Source organism: Treponema sp. UBA785, from assembly GCF_002297065.1.
GTDB lineage: Bacteria > Spirochaetota > Spirochaetia > Treponematales > Treponemataceae > Treponema_D.
In genome coordinates this window covers 1-17088 of sequence record NZ_DBJD01000101.1, presented here as the reverse complement: position 1 = coordinate 17088, position 17088 = coordinate 1, and the positions used below count along the sequence as shown (strand labels likewise).

Sequence of the window (17088 nt, the reverse complement as noted above, 5' to 3'; positions counted from 1 at the left end):
TGGAAATAAAAGCTGCCGAGCCTGGCGATGTTCCTGTTGTTGAAGGATTCAATAAATTCAATAAGAAGCAGCTTGAGGAATATCTTTCAAAGATGGGTTTGGCGATGGACTTGCCTGACATCCAGTTCCTGCAGAAATATTTCAAGTCAATCGAGCGCAACCCGACCGAGACTGAAATCCGCGTTCTCGACACTTATTGGTCTGACCACTGCCGACACACAACGTTCAACACAGTTCTTAAAGACATAAAAATCGACAAGGGACCTTACGCGAAGCTTTTCAAGCAGTCTCTTGAAAACTACAAGGCTCTTCACACAGACCTTTACGCGAACTGCAAGGACAAGCCTCTTACTTTGATGGACATGGCGACAATCGGCGGAAAATATCTTCGAAAGCACGGAATGCTCGACGACATGGAAGTGAGCGAGGAAAACAACGCATGCTCCATCTTCATCGACGTTCATTACACGACAGACAAGGACGGAAATCCTTATCCAGAGGGAAAAGACGAAGTTGAGCAGTGGCTTTTGCAGTTCAAAAACGAAACACACAACCACCCGACTGAAATCGAGCCTTTCGGAGGCGCGGCAACTTGTATCGGAGGCGCAATCAGAGATCCTCTTTCAGGAAGAAGCTGGGTTTACCAGTCAATGCGCGTTACAGGCGCCGGCGACCCGACAGTTCCGATGAGCGAGACTCTCCACGGAAAACTTCCTCAGCTTAAGCTCTGCCGCGAAGCTGCCCAGGGATTTTCTTCTTACGGGAACCAGATTGGATTGACAACAGGTCAGGTTACGGAATTCTATCATCCGGGATTTGTGGCAAAGAGAATGGAGCTTGGAGCTGTAATCGCGGCAAGCCCTTATTCAACTGTAATGCGCGAAACTCCAGAGGCAGGCGACATTATCATCTTGCTTGGGGGCGGAACAGGACGCGACGGAATCGGAGGAGCGACGGGCTCATCTAAAGTCCATACGGAAAAATCCGTAACAACTGCGGCTGCGGAAGTTCAGAAGGGAAACGCCGTTGAGGAAAGAAAAATTCAGCGTCTTTTCAGAAATCCGGAAGTAAGCCATATGATTCGCCGTTCAAACGACTTTGGCGCAGGCGGTGTTTCTGTTGCTGTGGGCGAGCTTGCCCCTGGACTCGACATCAATCTTGACGCTGTTCCGAAAAAATACGAAGGCTTGAACGGAACGGAGCTTGCAATTTCTGAAAGCCAGGAAAGAATGGCCGTTGTTGTTCGTGCCGGCGATGTTGAGAAATTCATAAAATTTTGCAACGATGAAAACTTAAATGCGGTTGTTGTCGCAACTGTTACTGATAAAAATAAGCTCACAATGAAGTGGCGCGGAAAGACGATTGTTGACATTGACCGCTCATTCTTGGACTCGGCTGGAGCTCCTCATTACGCAAATGCAGAAATCGAAAGTCCTGCTGAAAACAGAAAATCTCCTCTTGTCCAGCCGCTTGAAAGCGTAAAAAAAGCGCTCGGCGACTGCGCATCTGCGACAGGAGAAAGCGGCGAAAGCGAGCCTACAAAAGAGCAGATTAAAAACGCTTTTATCGCAAACATCTCAGACCTTGCATGCTGCTCTCAGCGCGGACTTCAGGAACGCTTTGACGGCTCAATCGGCTCTTCAACTGTCTTGTTCCCGTTCGGCGGAAAATATCAGGGAACTCCAGAATGTGCGATGTCGGCAAAAATTCCAGTGGTTTCTCCACGCGAGACTTCAACTGTCAGCCTTATGTCTTACGGCTACGATCCGCGCGTTGCTGAATGGTCTCCGTGGCACGGCGCGCAGACAGCGGTTTTGTCTTCTCTTGCAAAAATCACTTGTATCGGCGGAAAAGCGACTACAAGCCGCATGAGCTATCAGGAATTCTTCGGACGCACAGTTGACGAGAAAACTTGGGGCTATCCGGCGGCGGCTTTGCTCGGCTCTGTTGATGCGCAAAAATCAATGGGCTGCGCTTCAATCGGCGGAAAAGACTCAATGTCTGGAACTTTCGAGCACATGAACGTTCCCCACACTCTCGTTTCTTTCGCAGTCGCTCACGATGAGGCAAAAAACGTTCAGTCAGGCTCATTCAAAAAATCTGGAAGTTATATTTATCTCGTTCAGGTTCCATATTCTGCTGAGCTTGCGCCAGACTGGGAAGTTTTCAAGAAGAATTCAGACGCGCTTTATGAGGCGAACAAAGCCGGAAAAATTCTTGCGATGTATCCGGTCGGAGCGGGCGGAATCGCAGAGGCAATCACAAAAATGTCTTTTGGAAACAAGATTGGTGTTCAGCTGACTGCAATTCCTTCAAGCGCTACTGCAATTGGATTCCATCGCAATGTAAATAATACGATTGCAGACTTGTTTACTCCGCTCTATGGTTCGATTATTGTAGAAACTGATGATGACAAATTCGAGAACAACGAATTTGTAAATACGACTGTAATTAGAATCGGAAATACTCAAAAAGATCCGGTTATCAGCGTTGCAATGGAAGGACTTAATCCTCTTCCTCTTACAGAAATTTCGCTTGATGAGCTTTACGGGGCTTGGGATAAAACTCTTGCAAAAGTATTCCCGCCAGTTTCTTCTGCAAAACCTGCTGAAAAACTTCCTGAATGGGCAGTTGAAAAGCACTCTTCTCTCGAAGAAGCCCGTGCAAAAGTTTCTGCCTTTACAGTTCTCGACAAGGCAAAAGCTAAGCCTCGCGTAATTGTTCCTGTTTTCCCGGGTACAAACTGCGAATATGACATGGCTCGTGCTTTTAATTTGGCTGGAGCAGATTCAAAAATCTTTGTTTTCCGCAACAGAACTTCAAAAGACTTGGAAGAATCTCTTGTTGGATTGCAAAAAGAAATTTCTGGCGCACAGATTGTTGCGTTTGCAGGCGGTTTCTCCGCTGGCGATGAACCTGACGGTTCAGGCAAATTTATTGCAAACGTTATTCGGGAGGCAAATATTGCGCAGGCAATTACAGACCATCTTGAAAAGAAGAATGGCTTGATTCTTGGAATTTGCAACGGTTTCCAGGCTTTGATTAAGACGGGACTTGTTCCTTTTGGAAAAATTGTTGAGCCGGCAGCCGAAAATCCGACACTTACTTACAATAATATTCACCGTCACATAAGCCGCGTTGTCAGAACGACAATGGTAAGCGCTTCTTCTCCATGGGCTTTGGACAAAACTGTTTTGGACACTCGCCCGCACTATGTTCCAGTAAGCCACGGTGAAGGACGTATTATTATGTCTGAAGAATTTGCAGAAAAAATGTTCAGAAACGGCCAGGTATTTACACAGTATTGTGACGAAAATGGAATTCCTGCTGTGAGTGAACCGGATAATCCAAACGGCTCAGCATTTGCAATCGAAGGCCTTACAAGTCCGGACGGACATGTTCTCGGAAAGATGGGACATTCTGAACGCACTGTTGGAATCGGTGGATTTAGCAATGATTTGATTAAAAATATTGCTGGTGAAGACGATGGATCTTCTTCTTGCCAGAATATTTTTGCTGCAGGTGTAAGATACTTTAATTAAGCCTTCGGTTTAGGGATTTTTGCGTGCAAGCACGCTGCGACTTTTGCTGACGCAAAACTCGTGATTATAGTGTGTGCTAAAGCACACGACCTAAGCCTTCGGCTTAGGGATTGGAGTGGTGGAAGTGGCTGCTTTGACAGCCACCGTAGGCGAATGCCGTAGCCACGGAAAGCCCGGCCCGCGCGAGCGGGAAAGCCCCAAATTTTAAAATTTAGGAATTTAAAATGAAAAAAAATTTGAAACTTTTTGCTGTTCTTTTGATGAGTTCGGTTATTTTTGCCGGATGTTCAAAAAAAGAAGAAACTCAGGCTCGCAAGCCTTCAGAAAATATTGACTCGTCGACTTGGGTTGACAATTTGATTGACGGAAAAGCCGCGGCCTCTAAAGAAAATAAAAAAATCTTCTTGCTTTTTTCGGGCGATGATCAGGATAAATCGAGCGCTGAGCTTAAAGAAAAGATTTTCAACCGCGACGGTTTTATTTCTGAAATGACAAAAAATTATGTTCTTGTTAATTTGGATTTTTCAAATTCGCTTTTTGACAAGGCTGCTGCTGAACCGACAGCTTCTGAAGAAGAAAAAGCCGAGGCTGCTAAACTTTGGGTCAAACTCGAAGAAAATATGCGCGATGCCGGACTTTACAATATTCAGGTAACTCCTTCTTATTATCTTTTGACAAAAGAAGGCTATGTAATTAAGCAGATGGTTTTTGAAAATAAACCTGAATCTGTTGAAGATTTTTTTGCCGGTTATAATCCGCTTGCTGAAGAAATTGCTGAATACGAAAACACGATTTCTGCGGCTCGTTCTGGAAAAACAGAAGACAGGCTGGCTGCAATCAACCGTCTTTTTGAAAAAACTGACCCTCAGTTGCGCTATCTGCTTGCTGATTTTTGCTCGGATTATATTAAGCTCGACAAAAAAAATTCGACTGGAATGGTTGGAAGCTATGTCGTTGCATTGGCAAATTCAAACGCTGTTCAGCATTATCTTGACCAGGATCCTCTGGCTGCAAGTGAAGAATTTGCAACGGCTGCAAAGAGCAAATTTTTGGAACCAGAGCAGAAACAGCAGTGTCTTTATACAGCGGCATACCTTTTTGCTTCGAGCGGAACGGACGACGCTGCAAAAGTTAAAGATTATTTGCAGAAAGCTTACGATGTGGCTCCGGATTCGGAATATGCAGAGTCAATTTTGAGCATGATGCGAATGATGGAAGAAAAATATGGTGAAAATGCAGAGCCTTCTGCAGACGCACATGCGCCGGAAGCTAAAGATTCTGCGGAGAATTAAAATATGGACGGCTACCCCTCGGATAATTTAATTATTCTTTTATTGGTTGCGATTACTTGCATTGTGCTTTCGTCGCTTTTTTCGGCTTCAGAAAGCGCATTTCTCGGACTCAACAAGCTTCGCGTTCATTTTTTGCGTGAAAAAGGTGATAAACGCGCTATTCGGGCTGGAAAACTGCTTGAACGCAAGGAAGAACTTTTAAATATGCTTTTGGTCGGAAACGAAATTGTAAATGTTACGCTGTCCGTTGTTTTAACTTCAATATTTTTAAAACTTTTTGGAGCGGCTGGTCTTGGAATTGCCACTTCAATTTCGACTGTTTTGCTTTTGATTTTTGGAGAAATTACCCCAAAAAGTTTGACTACGCGTTATCCAGAAAAATCGTCTTTTTTCTTGAGCCGGTTTGTCTGGTTTTTCTTTTATTTTTTGCGTCCTTTTGTAATAATTTTTACTTCAATTTCCAGACTTTTTTTGAAAATTTTTGGAATTTCCACCAAAAAGAAACAGGCGACTTTTACCGAAGAGGAAATCAAAACTTTTATTGATGTTGGCGGCGAAGAAGGTGTCCTTGAAAATGGCGAAAAAAATATGATGAACCGCGTTTTTAAGTTCACCGATTTGAATGCCACCGATATTATGGTTCCTCGTTGCGATGTAATTGGAATTGAAGCAAAGGCTTCTTACCGCGATATAATTCAACTTTCTGAACGAACGAGAATCAGCCGTTTTCCAGTTTATGCCGAAGACGGAATTGACAATATTCTTGGTGTGCTTTATGTAAAAGACTTGCTGTTTTTTAGAGGCGCAAAGGAAGATTTTTCTGTCGAGAAGCTGATGCGTCCTCCGCTTTTTATTCCTGGAACTACAAAAATGTCTTCGATTCAGGAGATGATGCGTAAAAATAAGCAAAGTTTTGCTGTTGTAATTGATGAATATTCTGGAACTGACGGAATTTTGACGACAGAAGACATTGAACGTGAAATTTTTGGTGCAATTGCGGACGATTTTCAAAAGGCAGGCGACTCGACTTCTGTCCATATAAAAAATCCTGACGACAATTTGCTCGATGGAAGCGCTCGGCTTATTGATTTGGCGGACGAACTCCACTTAAAGCTTGAGAGCCGCGACAACGAAACAATTGGCGGTTACATTTGCGAAGTTTTAGGACACATTCCTGTTCCCGGCGAATTTATTGAAGTGGGCGAATATCGTTTTGAAGTGAGCTCAATGGACAGGCTCAGAATTGCAAGCGTTCATTGCACAAGAATTCCTGGAGGCGAAGAATAATGAAAATTTTTGTCGAAATAATTCTTCCGATTCTTGCCGACATTTTGCTGGTTTTGATTGTTGCTTTTTTTGCTGCGAGCGAAACGGCTTTTTTGTCGATTACCCGTGTAACCTTGCATCAGATGATAAAAAAAGATGGCGATAAAAAAAATACGCCGGCCAAAAAAATTCAATTTTTAAAAAAAGATACAAACCGCCTTTTGTCGCTGATTTTGATTGGAATCAATTTTGTAACTTCTCTGGCTTCCGGTCTTGCCGCAATGATTGCGATTAAAATTGCAGGAAATTCAGGCTCGACCTATGCAACAATCATTATTTCGTTTGTTTTGATTGTTTTTGGAGAAATTATGCCAAAAACTGTCGCTGCTGTTTATCCAGTCCAGATGGCAAGTATTTTTGCTTCTCCGCTGATTTTTTTAGAAAAACTTTTGTTTCCGATTGTCTGGCTTTTTTCTAAAATTACAGATTTTATTACGGAAATTCTCACAAGTTTTATTCACGAAGGCCGGGAACTTATAACTGAAGACGAGTTAAAATCGCTGATTGCAGTTGGTGCAAACGAAGGAACTTTGGAAAACAGCGAAAAGCGAATGTTGTATAAAATTTTTGAATTTACGGATTTGAAAGTTCACGATATTATGCGCCATAAAAGTCAGGTTCAGTTTGTGCCGGAAAATGCCTCGTATGTTGAAATTGCCGACATTTTTGCAAAAACTGGCTATAGCCGGCTTCCTGTTTGCCGAGGTTCCTTTGAGGATGTTCTTGGTGTTCTTTATTACAAAAATGTGCTTTTGGCGGGAAGAGTTATAAAGGAATCTAAAAATCTGGCGGCAAGATGTATGCGTCCGGCGCTTTTTATTCCAGAAACGATTACAGCGACAGAGCTTTTGCAAAAATTTAGAAAGGAAAACATAAATTTTGCAGTTGCTGTTGACGAAAACGGTTCAAATATCGGAATTGTAACGATGGACGACATTATGCGCGCGGTTTTTGGACACAGCGTGCACGGAGAACAGTCAGATATTCCTCCAGAAACCTTGATAGTTCCTGTTACTTCAAAAGAATTTTTGGTTCCTGGCGATATGAAAATTGACGATGTAAATGAACTTTTAAAGCTTGAGCTTGTAAGCGATGATTACGACACTCTTGCCGGCTGGCTTTTGGAACAGTTTGATGCAATTCCGGAAGCAGGCGAAACAATTCGCCGTGACGGAGTTTTGTTCAAGGTAGAAGACCAAACCCGCCATCGGATTCAGAGCGTAAGAATCACATTCCCGTAATATTAAAAGATTTGCCGCAGATTCCTTGCAAAGGCGGTTTACAAAAAATCAATAAAATAGTGTAAATTCGTCTTTGCAAGGCAATGCGTTTTTTTTTGCAGTCGGCCTTTACTGGTGTTTTGCAATTTCCGAAATTATCCGGGCGGTTTCTTCGATTCCTGCTGTTGAACTGTTAATCATAATGTCGTAGTTTTTGCGGTCGCCCCATGTTGCTTCCGTAAAAGTGTTGTAATGATTTGCACGGCGTTTATCAATCTGCTGAATTGTCTTTTTTGCCGCCTGTTCCGGTTCTTTGTACAAGTCTTCGATTCTTTTGAGTTTTTCTTCCAGATTTCCGTAGATAAAAACATTTAAAAGAGATTTTGAATCAATTTCATCGCTTGCTTTAAGAATATAATCTGCGCAGCGTCCGACAATTACGCAGTTTTCTTTTTTTGCAAGGTCGAGAATAACTTTGCGTTCGGCATTAAAAACCTGGTCCGCAAGAGGAAGCATCTGAGTTCCGTTTATCGAAGCCGCGCCATTTGCTGTTCCAGAGTAGCTTGAGCCTAAAAGAAGATTGTATAAAAATCCTGAAGAAAGATTTTGTTCAGTTTTTTTTATAAAATCTGGAGAAAGTCCGCTTTCCTGAGCGGCCATGTCGATAATTTCCTTGTCGTAAAAATCATAACCCAAAGTTTCTGCAACGAGTTTTCCGATAAGTCTTCCGCCGGAACCGTATTCACGGCTGATTGTAATAATTTTTTTCATAAAAAGCCTCCGTAAAGACTGATTTTTGTTTTTTGTAGGCTTATTATATCACAAAAATGCAGAATTTTAGGAAGCTAATTTTTAGAAAAATTTATATTTAAATGAAAGGGAAATGTTAAAGCATTGCTGATTTGCGCCGCCTTCTGAATCTTCAAGCTCGTTATTTTTAGACCATCTTTGAGAATTGCTGGAATACGATTTTCCACGAAGAGTTTTCATATAAAGGTAGTCTGCGTTAAGACAGATTGATTTTTTTGAATCGATTTTATACTCGGTGTTGAAATTGCAATTAAAGAGGCTGCAAAAATCCGAAACAATGTCTAAAAAATAAAGATCTCTTAAATAATGGCAGTCGATTGATTCTGAATAGACAAATGGAGAAAATTTAAATCCTGCTCCGACAGAAAAATTTTTTGGAAGCTTGAAATCGATGCTGCCTCCGAGCCAAAAAATAAAATTCTGCCGTTTATAAGAAATTACGTCGCCAGAAAAATTGATTATTTCCCGGTTTGCTTCAGCTTCATCGTTCCAGGCCGCATAATAGCCGTCTATTGCGTTTCCATACCAGCCAGTTCCGTTTTTTGCCGTAAACTTAAATAACTGGTATTCAAACTCAAAAAACGGGCTTATCTTTGCGCTGATTTTTTTTAGCTCTGGAAGTTTGAACGAATAGCCGGTTTTTAAGCTTGCAGAAATGTCATAATCGATATAATTGTCGCTTTCCGAATAGCATGTTTTGTAATCGTGTCCAGAAGTTTTTGTCACCTCGCTTGGAGAATTATTGAGCCAGTCAGAATCTTTCATTGTTCCGCATTTTAGCGGGAACCCTGCCGTAAATCCTGCTTCCAGAAAGACATTTTTATAGCTGCCGTTAAGTTTTAGCCCAGAATAGAATTCGTTTTTGATTTCCCAGTTTAATTCACTTAATTTGTCGCAATCGTAGTTCGACTCTTTTAAAAAAACATATTCGTTTACCTGGCCGTTTTTTATTCCAATCAGCGGTTCAACAGAAAGCGAAAAGTCTGTTTTTTTTATTTCGGCTGTGGCATAAACTGAGGCAAAAATCGAAAAAAAAGGAATTGCTAAAACTAACGGTAAAACTTTTTTCATTTTATTTTTGATTAAAAGGATCAACTCCAAAAATGCTTGCCAGCTGTTTGCGTGTTGCTTCCATGTCTTTTTGATAAGGCGCGGTAAAAGTCATGCGTTCGCCGGTTTTTGGGTGTTCGAGCGAAAGACTGTAGGCGTGAAGAGCCAGTCTGCTTAAAAGCGGACGTTCTGTTTCTGTGTCTCCGTTCCAGCGTTTTTTTATGTCGCTCAGGCGGACAGGTTTTTGGTTTCCAGAATAAAGAGGATCGCAGACGATAGAAAGTCCGATCGACTGCAAGTGAACGCGAATCTGGTGAGTTCTGCCGGTTTTTGGGCGGGCTTCAAGCCAGCTGTACGGTCCGCATATGCCGATTAGTTTAAAATCTGTGATGCTTGTTTTTCCAAAGCGCGAATTTATCGTTGTGCGGTGGCGCAAATCTCCATCTGGCAAAAGTTTTGAGTCTACGGTTTTTGTCTGCCAGAGCGGCCGCCCGTTTACAAGACAGTGATAGATTTTTTCGACAGTCCGGTTTTCAAACTGCATAGAAAGCGCGCGGTGTGAATCTGCATTTTTTGCGTAAATTACACAGCCGGAAGTGTCTTTGTCGATTCTGTGGACAGCATAAAGCCTGCCGAATTCTTTTTCAGCTTCGGAGTCTAAACGTGGAGCGTCTGGATCGTAGCGGTCTTGCGCAACTAAAAGTCCGGAACGTTTATTCAATACAATAATGTCGTCGTCGTTATAAATGACAGTGTAATTTGGCGTAATTTTCATAGAAAAATTGTAGCACAAAAAAAGAGTTGATAGAAGTTGAATTTGGACGGCACCGCATGGTCAAACCGGTGTTTCAGTGTTGTCATTCTAAAAAACGGGATTTTTAGAACGCCTTCGGCGCACTTGCACCCCGGCGTAGGTTTTGCCTAAAAAAAGCAAATTGACAAAAATGGAAAAAGTGTCATAATGGTAATAATTAGTATTTTGGCTCTCTATAATTTGAGGTGCCGATTTTTAGGGGAAAAAAATGGCTATTATTAAACCGATGATTCGTTCGAACATTTGTATCAATTCGCACCCGCTTGGATGTGCACAGGATACTAGAAATCAGATTGCCTATGCTGTTGCTCAGAAAGCAAAACGCGGAACAAAAACAGCCGCTGAAGGCGGTTATGCTCCAAAGAACGTTCTTGTTCTTGGTTGCTCCACAGGATATGGACTTGCGAGCCGTATTTCGGCGGCTTTTGAATATGGCGCAGACACAATCGGTGTTTCGTTTGAAAAAGAAGCTACAGAAACAAAAGCCGGAACTCCTGGTTTTTACAACAATATGACTTTTGACAAGGAAGCACAAAAGGCTGGCCTTAAATCAAAAACTTTCAATATGGACGCTTTTTCTGACGAATGTCGTCAGGCGGTAATTGACGAAGCAAAAAAACAGGGAATTAAATTCGACCTTATTATTTATTCTCTCGCTTCTCCAGTTCGCACAGATCCGGATACAAAGGTTATGTACCGCTCTGTAATCAAACCTATCGGTTCAACATTTACAGGTCCTGCGCTTGATATGATGACTGGAAAAATTGCTATTCAGGAAGTAAAGCCTGCCGAAGGCGATGACATTCCAAATACTGTAAAAGTAATGGGCGGTGAAGACTGGGAACGCTGGATTAAACAGTTAAAAGAAGCGGATGTTCTTGCTGACGGTGTACGCACACTTGCTTATTCTTACATTGGACCAAAATACAGCCATCCGATTTACCGCGACGGCACAATTGGCGAAGCAAAAAAAGACTTGGAAGCCCGCGCCCACAATATCGACAGCTCCCTCAAAGGATTGAACGGCGCCGCTTATGTTTCAGTAAACAAAGGCCTTGTAACCCGCTCTTCGGCAGTAATTCCAATTATCGCGCAGTATCTTGGAGTTTTGTTCAAGATTATGAAGGCAAAAGGAACACACGAAGGCTGTATCGAACAGATGGAACGTCTTTTTGCTGAGCGTCTTTACACAGCGGACAAGAAAGTTCCTGTAGATTCAGAAAACAGAATCCGCATAGATGACTGGGAACTTGATTCTGCAGTTCAGGCAGAAGTAGACAAGGCAATGCCAAATGTTACAGAAGAAACAGTAAACGAATACTGCGACATGGAAGGACTCCGCCACGACTTCTTGATGATTAACGGTTTTGAAGTTCCAGGCGTTGACTATACCAAAGAAATCGCAAAAATGAACGAAATAGACTAGTCAAAAATTAAACAAAAGCTTTTTAATGATTAAAGACCTGCTTTTTTTAGGCGGGTCTTTTTTATTTTAGGAGCGCACCGCAATCACAAACCGGCTCTTCACGGTTCCGCTTACGCTCCATTCATGAACGCTTTGCGCCGTTCCGATCCGGGCTAAGTTTTTCCGCAATTACAGCATTTTTCTCTTCCTGTTCTAATAGGAAGATGAGTTTTGTTCTAAGCGGAAAGGACTTCCTGTTAGAGCAGGAATGAAATTCCGGCTAGAAGAGGAAGAAACATTGTCATAATCTAAGGCTGGCAGACACTTTCAATAGATTATCGGGCCAGCCCGATAATGACAGGGGGCGTCGCCGCATTAACGAGATTGTCTGAATTTAAGAAAAAGCTACCCCGGATGCGCAGGACGGCAGTCGACCGCAGGCTTTAGCCGAGGACGATGAGCGTGAGCGAATCCGTAGCAGCCGGATAAGACGATAAAATGTGGTTCTAAAAAAAATCTTTGGTTGTCCAAAATGACATTTTGTGCTAAATTGTCAAGATAATGAACACTTTAGTTGCTTTGTGCGCAATTGGCGCGGAAAAAATTCTTGGAAACGAAATTAAGCTCTTGGGTTACAGGCTTGCTGGAAATGCTCCTGGACGCGTTTTTTTTGAAGGCGATGATGACGCTCTTTTTAGGGCGAACCTTTGCCTGCGGACTGCCGACCGCGTTTATCTTTTAATGGCTCGCTACAAGGCTGAAGATTTTGATCAGCTTTTCGAAGGAGTTTATTCTGTAAACTGGCAGGATTTTTTTAAGAAAGATACAAAAGTTACGGTTGATAAAGTTCGTTCGTATAAATCAAGACTGAATTCTGAACATTCTGTGCAGGGAATGGTTCAAAAAGCGATTTATAAAAAACTCGGCGACAGATGGAATATGTCTTCTTTGCCGGAAACTGGCGAAAAAAGCGATGTCCGCGTTTATCTGGATAATGACGAAGCGTTGATTTTGCTGGATTTGAGCGGATTGCCTTTGCACAAGCGCGGCTATCGTACTGACGGCGGAATGGCTCCTTTGCGCGAAACTACTGCTGCCGTTCTTTTACAGATGAGCATGTGGAAGAGAAAAATTCCTTTCCACGATCCATTCTGCGGTTCGGGAACTTTGCCAATCGAAGCGACACTTTTTGCTTTTAACGTTGCGCCGGGTTTTGGCCGGAGATTTGCTTTGGAAAATCTTCCTATTTTTAACCGCGAACGTGCAATCGAAATAAAAAATGCTGAAGCGGCAAAAATCCGCACCGACGTTGAAGTTCGCATTACAGGAACGGACATTGACCCTTCTGCCGTTGAGCGGGCCCGTTTAAATGCTGAGCATGCCTGCGTAACTGCCGGCCGTGCGCTCAAGGCGATTGGTGTTGATGCCCATTTGTGGCGTCCTGATTTTCAGGTGAGCGATTTTAAGGACATTGAAGCTCCTTACGAAAACGGAATGATAATCTGCAATCCGCCGTATGGCGAGCGTCTTGGCGATGAGCGTCAGGCCGCGGAACTTTATTCAAGCATGAAAAGTCTTTTTGAAGATTTTAAAGGCTGGCAGATTGGCGTAATAACTGCGCACAAAGAGTTTCAGGAAAATGTTGGCCGCTATGCTACGACCTTAAAAAGCATAAAATCTGGAAACTTGGACACGATTTTCTATCTTTATAACGGAACAGAAAAAGAAAAAAAACGTGGTGTTCGTCCGGCGGATTTTAATTCAAACAGAAAAAAATCCGGAGAATGGAAAAAAGACAGTCCAAAAAAACAGAATGAAAAGCCTTTTGCTCCACGCGAACGCAAAAATGAAAATTCAGGCAAGGAATATTTTTAATGGCTATTGTTGTTGAACACGAAAAAAGAAAAAGGGAAATTCTCGAAAAAGCGATGGAACTTTTTTGCCGTGATGGGTATGAAGACGTTACCTTTCAAAAAATTGCGGATGCCTGCGGAATTACGCGCACAACGCTCTACATTTATTTTGGAAGCAAACACGAAATTTTCAATTTCAGCATAAAGCAGTTGTCTTCGGATCTGGAAGTAAAATTTTTAAAAATCATAAAAGACCATTCTATAACGGCGGAAGACTGTCTTCGAAAAATTACTTCGGATGCAATCGACGCCTGTGTCGAAAAAAAGACTCTGTTTGAAATCTTAGTTCCATATCTTACAGGGCTTTATAAAACCGGCGATAATGTTTATGAAAGGGTTCGCCGCCGTACAATCCGCATAAATCACCTTTTGAGCATGATGATTGTGCGCGGTCAAAAAAATGGCGAATTTAGAAAATTTAGCGTAAAAACTGCAAATGATTTAATTTTCGGCTTGATTATCGAATCAGTTTTTAAAATGGCGGTTCTTCACAATGCGGAAGTTGACAATATAAAGGCAAGTTTGAATCTTGCAATCGACGGACTTTTGGCAGACCGCCCGGAAAGCTAAAAATGACAGAAAATTCTCAAAAAAAAGAACCGTTTTATCTAAACGGACTGTATTTCGGATGCCAGCGATGCTCATTTTGCTGTGGACATTCTCCGGGATTTGTTTATCTTTCGGAGCGCGATTTAAAGGCCTTGTGCAGCTTAAAAAAACTGTCTGTAAAGGATTTTGTCGAACAGTATTGCCGATGGACAGATTATTACTACGGAACTCAGGTTCTTGCCCTTAAAGAACAAAAAAATTACGACTGCATTTTGTGGAATAGCGGCTGTTCTTGCTACGAGGCGCGGCCTGTTCAGTGTTCGACCTGGCCGTTTTGGAGCTGGATGATTGAATCAAAAGAAAGTTGGGAAGACTGCGCTAAAGAATGTCCAGGAATGAATAAGGGACGGCTCTGGACTTTTGACGAAATTGAAGAAAACCGGCTTGCCTACGAAAAAAATGTTCCGATTCACAAAGAAGAAGTTTTAAAAATTATTGAAGAAGAATCTCAGCTGTAAGTTTTTATAATTTCATCTGCAACGGCAATCCGCTTCATGCTGCGGTCCATTGCCTGTTTTTCGAGAAAACGGTGGGCTTCCTGCTCTGACATTTCTTTGTTCTGCATTAAAAGCATTTTTGCGCGGTTTACAATGCGGATTTCTTCCATTTTCTCTTTGAGTTTGATTGTCTGGCTCGAAAGAACTTGAACCTTGTACTGAACGGCAATTGCAATTTTTATCATATTGTAAAAATAGAACTGGTCAAAAGGCGAAGTTATCGTAAGAATTCCGTAAGGCTCAACTCTGTAGCTCAGCTGGTCAAAAAATTGTGTCGGCGCAAGAAGCAGGATTGTGCTTGTGCAGGAAGAAATATCAACCGCAAAGTCGGTTCCTTCACCGTCAGAAAAATCGACAATTACAATGTTAAAAACCCGTTCGTTGCAAAGCCGGCGGGCTTCGTTAAAATCTTCTGCCAAAATTACATCGAACATTGGCGGAACAAGCATTGTGCTTATTAGAGTCGAAGTTTTTATGTCTTTTGTCACAACCAGAACGCTATGTATATCTGATGCCATAAGCTTAGAATTTTATGATTTGTTTAATAAATTCACTTTCTTCTGCAAGTTTTCGGGCTTCAGCCAAACTGAGAGGAATTGTCTTGTAATTTTTTGTCCGTTCTTCGTAGTCCTTTTTGTCTTCTGCATAAGACTGAAAAAGGTTTTCTTGAACAGCAGGCTCTGGAACGAGATTTTTTTTGATTCCGTCGAGAGCTGCGTAAATCAAAAGTGTAAATGCAAGGTAAATATTACATTCGCTGTCAGAAGACCGGATCTGGATTTTTCCGTTTGGATGCTTTGAAGGAACGCGGATTGCACAGGAACGGTTTTGAGTTCCCCAGCAGATAAATTTTGGCGCTTTTGACTGTCCGATTCTTGAATAAGACTCTTCGGAAGGATTTAAGAAATATGTAATTTCTGACAAGTGCGCAAGAATTCCTGCCATAATAGCAGGCATTTTTTCTTCTTTATTTGCCGAAATATTGATGTGCATGCCGTTTCCCGGATAAACAGAAAGCGGTTTTGGCGAAAAATCAGCGTAAAGACCGTTTGAAGCGGCCTTTGTGCGGACAATCCACTTAAAAGTCGAAGCATTGTCGGCAGCCGTTTCTGCATCGGAAGCGCGGAAATCAATTTCGTTTTGGCCAGGACCTTCTTCGTGATGGCTGAATTCTGGAGTAATTCCCATTTGCTCGAGGGTAAAATCGATTTCGCGCCGGATATTTTCGCCCTTGTCTTCTGGAGCAATATCCATGTATCCAGCGTTATCGAAAGGAATTTTTGTATTGCGGCCGTTTTCGTCGAGCTTAAAAAGGTAGAATTCAAATTCAGTGCCAAATTTAAATTCAATGCCAAATTCGTCCTTCGCCTTTTTGACAGCCTGTTTTAAAATATGGCGGCAGTCTTTTTCGTAAGGAGTTCCGTCAGGATATTTAATGTCGCAGAACATGCGGACAACTTTTCCAGTTGAAGGCCGCCACGGAATTACAGAAAGAGTAGCAGGGTCAGGATGCAAGAACAAATCCGAAGAATGGGCTTCCTGAAAACCAGGAATTGCCGAAGCGTCAAAAGAAATTCCTTCCTTAAAAGCGCGAGGCAGTTCGCCGGCCATAATCGAAACATTGCGCTGTTTTCCAGAAAGATCAAAATATGCAAGACGAATAAATTTTACATCTTCCTCATTCACGTAGTCGATAACTTCAGATTCCATATACATATCGAAAACTCCATCGTCAGATAAAAATACAGCCAAAAAAATTATAAAGGAATCAATCTGTTTGTTCAATTTTAAAATTTTACAAACAAAAAAAATTGTTTAAAATGCACAAAAAAAATAGCAGAAAAAGGGCGGCTTTTTACTTCGCTTTGCTGCGTAAAAAACGGGCTATCCACAGTTCCGCTTTCGCTTCATTCCAAAGCGTTGCTTTGGAACGCTTCGCGCTGTTCCTATCCCTGCCGCACAAAAAAAATTCTAAAAAATCAGATTACATCTTTATTTAATTCCTAATTTTCTGTTAGAATAAACCTATCGGGGCTGTAGCTCACCTGGCTAGAGCGTTGCAATGGCATTGCAAAGGTAGTCGGTTCAAGTCCGATCAGCTCCAAAAAAACGAAAAATTGTTTTTCGTCAGAAAAATTTAAAAAGTAAAAAAATGCCGAACCGACTACCAAAATGAGCGCTGGCTGCGTGAGAGGTATATTTAAAAATGAAAATTGAAACAAAATGTCTGCATTCAGGTTATGAACCAAAAAACGGCGAGCCTAGAATGATTCCAATTATTCAGAGCACGACTTTTAAATATGATTCAAGCGAAGAAATGGGCAAGCTTTTTGATTTAAAGGCAAACGGTTATTTCTATTCACGCTTACAGAATCCAACTTGCGACATGGTTGCTGCAAAAATTGCCTCTCTCGAAGGCGGAACTGCCGCAATGCTTACAGGGTCTGGACAGGCTGCAAATTTTCTTTCGGTTTTTAACCTTGCAAACGCTGGCGACCACGTAATCGCTTCTTCTGCAATTTACGGCGGAAGTTTTAATCTTTTCAATGTGACAATGCGAAAAATGGGCATCGAGTTTACTTTTGTAAATCCAGACTGTTCAGACGAAGA

General features: G+C 42.0%; 14 protein-coding genes and 1 tRNA gene. 10 read left to right on the top strand and 5 right to left on the bottom strand.

Annotated elements, in window-relative coordinates:
- The 4 genes from B2X33_RS09475 to B2X33_RS09460 form a co-directional block, all read left to right on the top strand.
- Positions 1 to 3542: phosphoribosylformylglycinamidine synthase (locus B2X33_RS09475; protein WP_296669245.1), on the top strand; the 3542-nt coding region annotated here is incomplete at its 5' end.
- Positions 3543 to 3766: 224 nt separating this feature from the next.
- The gene (locus tag B2X33_RS09470; protein WP_296669243.1) at positions 3767 to 4834 is read left to right on the top strand and encodes a thioredoxin fold domain-containing protein; all 1068 of its coding nucleotides are present in this window, start codon (positions 3767 to 3769) and stop codon (positions 4832 to 4834) included.
- Positions 4835 to 4837: 3 nt separating this feature from the next.
- Complete coding sequence (locus B2X33_RS09465; protein WP_296019360.1) at positions 4838 to 6121, top strand: hemolysin family protein; 1284 nt, start codon at positions 4838 to 4840, stop codon at positions 6119 to 6121.
- Positions 6121 to 7401, top strand: coding sequence for a hemolysin family protein (locus tag B2X33_RS09460; RefSeq protein ID WP_296669241.1), 1281 nt, complete (start codon positions 6121 to 6123; stop codon positions 7399 to 7401). Before B2X33_RS09465 ends, B2X33_RS09460 begins: the two co-directional genes overlap by 1 nt.
- Positions 7402 to 7509: 108 nt before the next feature.
- Here the strand turns inward: B2X33_RS09460 and B2X33_RS09455 are convergent, their stop codons facing one another.
- The 3 genes from B2X33_RS09455 to B2X33_RS09445 all read right to left on the bottom strand — a co-directional run bounded on the left by B2X33_RS09455 (position 7510) and on the right by B2X33_RS09445 (position 10015).
- Positions 7510 to 8151, bottom strand: a complete 642-nt coding sequence (locus B2X33_RS09455; RefSeq protein WP_296019354.1) for a cytidylate kinase-like family protein — start codon at positions 8149 to 8151, stop codon at positions 7510 to 7512.
- Between the two features lie 81 nt (positions 8152 to 8232).
- On the bottom strand, positions 8233 to 9261 hold the full coding sequence (locus B2X33_RS09450; protein ID WP_296669238.1) for an omptin family outer membrane protease: 1029 nt from the start codon (positions 9259 to 9261) through the stop codon (positions 8233 to 8235).
- Position 9262: 1 nt separating this feature from the next.
- Complete coding sequence (locus B2X33_RS09445; RefSeq protein ID WP_296669236.1) at positions 9263 to 10015, bottom strand: RluA family pseudouridine synthase; 753 nt, start codon at positions 10013 to 10015, stop codon at positions 9263 to 9265.
- Between the two features lie 247 nt (positions 10016 to 10262).
- Between B2X33_RS09445 and fabV the strand changes: the two genes are divergently transcribed.
- From fabV to B2X33_RS09425, 4 genes are all read left to right on the top strand, one after another.
- A complete protein-coding gene (gene fabV, locus B2X33_RS09440; RefSeq protein ID WP_296669235.1) occupies positions 10263 to 11480 on the top strand; it encodes an enoyl-ACP reductase FabV in 1218 nt (405 codons plus the stop codon).
- A 540-nt stretch (positions 11481 to 12020) separates the two neighbouring features.
- Positions 12021 to 13334, top strand: a complete 1314-nt coding sequence (locus B2X33_RS09435) for a THUMP domain-containing class I SAM-dependent RNA methyltransferase (protein ID WP_296669233.1) — start codon at positions 12021 to 12023, stop codon at positions 13332 to 13334.
- Positions 13334 to 13942 (top strand): TetR/AcrR family transcriptional regulator, encoded by a 609-nt coding sequence (locus tag B2X33_RS09430; RefSeq protein ID WP_296019342.1) that lies wholly within the window; start codon positions 13334 to 13336, stop codon positions 13940 to 13942. The genes B2X33_RS09435 and B2X33_RS09430 overlap by 1 nt, the downstream gene beginning before the upstream one ends.
- A gap of 2 nt (positions 13943 to 13944) precedes the next feature.
- Positions 13945 to 14439, top strand: a complete 495-nt coding sequence (locus B2X33_RS09425; RefSeq protein ID WP_296669232.1) for a YkgJ family cysteine cluster protein — start codon at positions 13945 to 13947, stop codon at positions 14437 to 14439.
- Here the strand turns inward: B2X33_RS09425 and B2X33_RS09420 are convergent.
- Positions 14430 to 14996, bottom strand: coding sequence for an ANTAR domain-containing response regulator (locus B2X33_RS09420; protein ID WP_296669230.1), 567 nt, complete (start codon positions 14994 to 14996; stop codon positions 14430 to 14432). The two genes, B2X33_RS09425 and B2X33_RS09420, sit on opposite strands and share 10 nt — an antisense overlap.
- A 4-nt stretch (positions 14997 to 15000) precedes the next feature.
- A complete protein-coding gene (locus tag B2X33_RS09415; protein WP_296019334.1) occupies positions 15001 to 16194 on the bottom strand; it encodes a glutamine synthetase family protein in 1194 nt (397 codons plus the stop codon).
- A gap of 314 nt (positions 16195 to 16508) precedes the next feature.
- Here B2X33_RS09415 and B2X33_RS09410 point away from each other — a divergent pair.
- Both B2X33_RS09410 and B2X33_RS09405 read left to right on the top strand, forming a co-directional pair.
- Positions 16509 to 16582 (top strand) — tRNA-Ala (locus B2X33_RS09410).
- 102 nt (positions 16583 to 16684) lie between these two features.
- Positions 16685 to 17088 (top strand): PLP-dependent transferase (locus B2X33_RS09405; protein WP_296669229.1); only part of this gene is annotated, 404 nt, incomplete at its 3' end.

Bases quoted from the DNA above. Each gene is read 5' to 3' on its own strand.
- B2X33_RS09425 (WP_296669232.1), top strand. From the start codon at position 13,945: ATGACAGAAAATTCTCAAAAAAAAGAACCGTTTTATCTAAACGGACTG.
- B2X33_RS09430 (WP_296019342.1), top strand. From the start codon at position 13,334: ATGGCTATTGTTGTTGAACACGAAAAAAGAAAAAGGGAAATTCTCGAA.
- B2X33_RS09450 (WP_296669238.1), bottom strand. From the start codon at position 9,261: ATGAAAAAAGTTTTACCGTTAGTTTTAGCAATTCCTTTTTTTTCGATT.
- B2X33_RS09465 (WP_296019360.1), top strand. From the start codon at position 4,838: ATGGACGGCTACCCCTCGGATAATTTAATTATTCTTTTATTGGTTGCG.
- fabV (WP_296669235.1), top strand. From the start codon at position 10,263: ATGGCTATTATTAAACCGATGATTCGTTCGAACATTTGTATCAATTCG.
- B2X33_RS09460 (WP_296669241.1), top strand. From the start codon at position 6,121: ATGAAAATTTTTGTCGAAATAATTCTTCCGATTCTTGCCGACATTTTG.
- B2X33_RS09420 (WP_296669230.1), bottom strand. From the start codon at position 14,996: ATGGCATCAGATATACATAGCGTTCTGGTTGTGACAAAAGACATAAAA.
- B2X33_RS09470 (WP_296669243.1), top strand. From the start codon at position 3,767: ATGAAAAAAAATTTGAAACTTTTTGCTGTTCTTTTGATGAGTTCGGTT.
- B2X33_RS09415 (WP_296019334.1), bottom strand. From the start codon at position 16,194: ATGTATATGGAATCTGAAGTTATCGACTACGTGAATGAGGAAGATGTA.
- B2X33_RS09435 (WP_296669233.1), top strand. From the start codon at position 12,021: ATGAACACTTTAGTTGCTTTGTGCGCAATTGGCGCGGAAAAAATTCTT.
- B2X33_RS09445 (WP_296669236.1), bottom strand. From the start codon at position 10,015: ATGAAAATTACGCCAAATTACACTGTCATTTATAACGACGACGACATT.
- B2X33_RS09455 (WP_296019354.1), bottom strand. From the start codon at position 8,151: ATGAAAAAAATTATTACAATCAGCCGTGAATACGGTTCCGGCGGAAGA.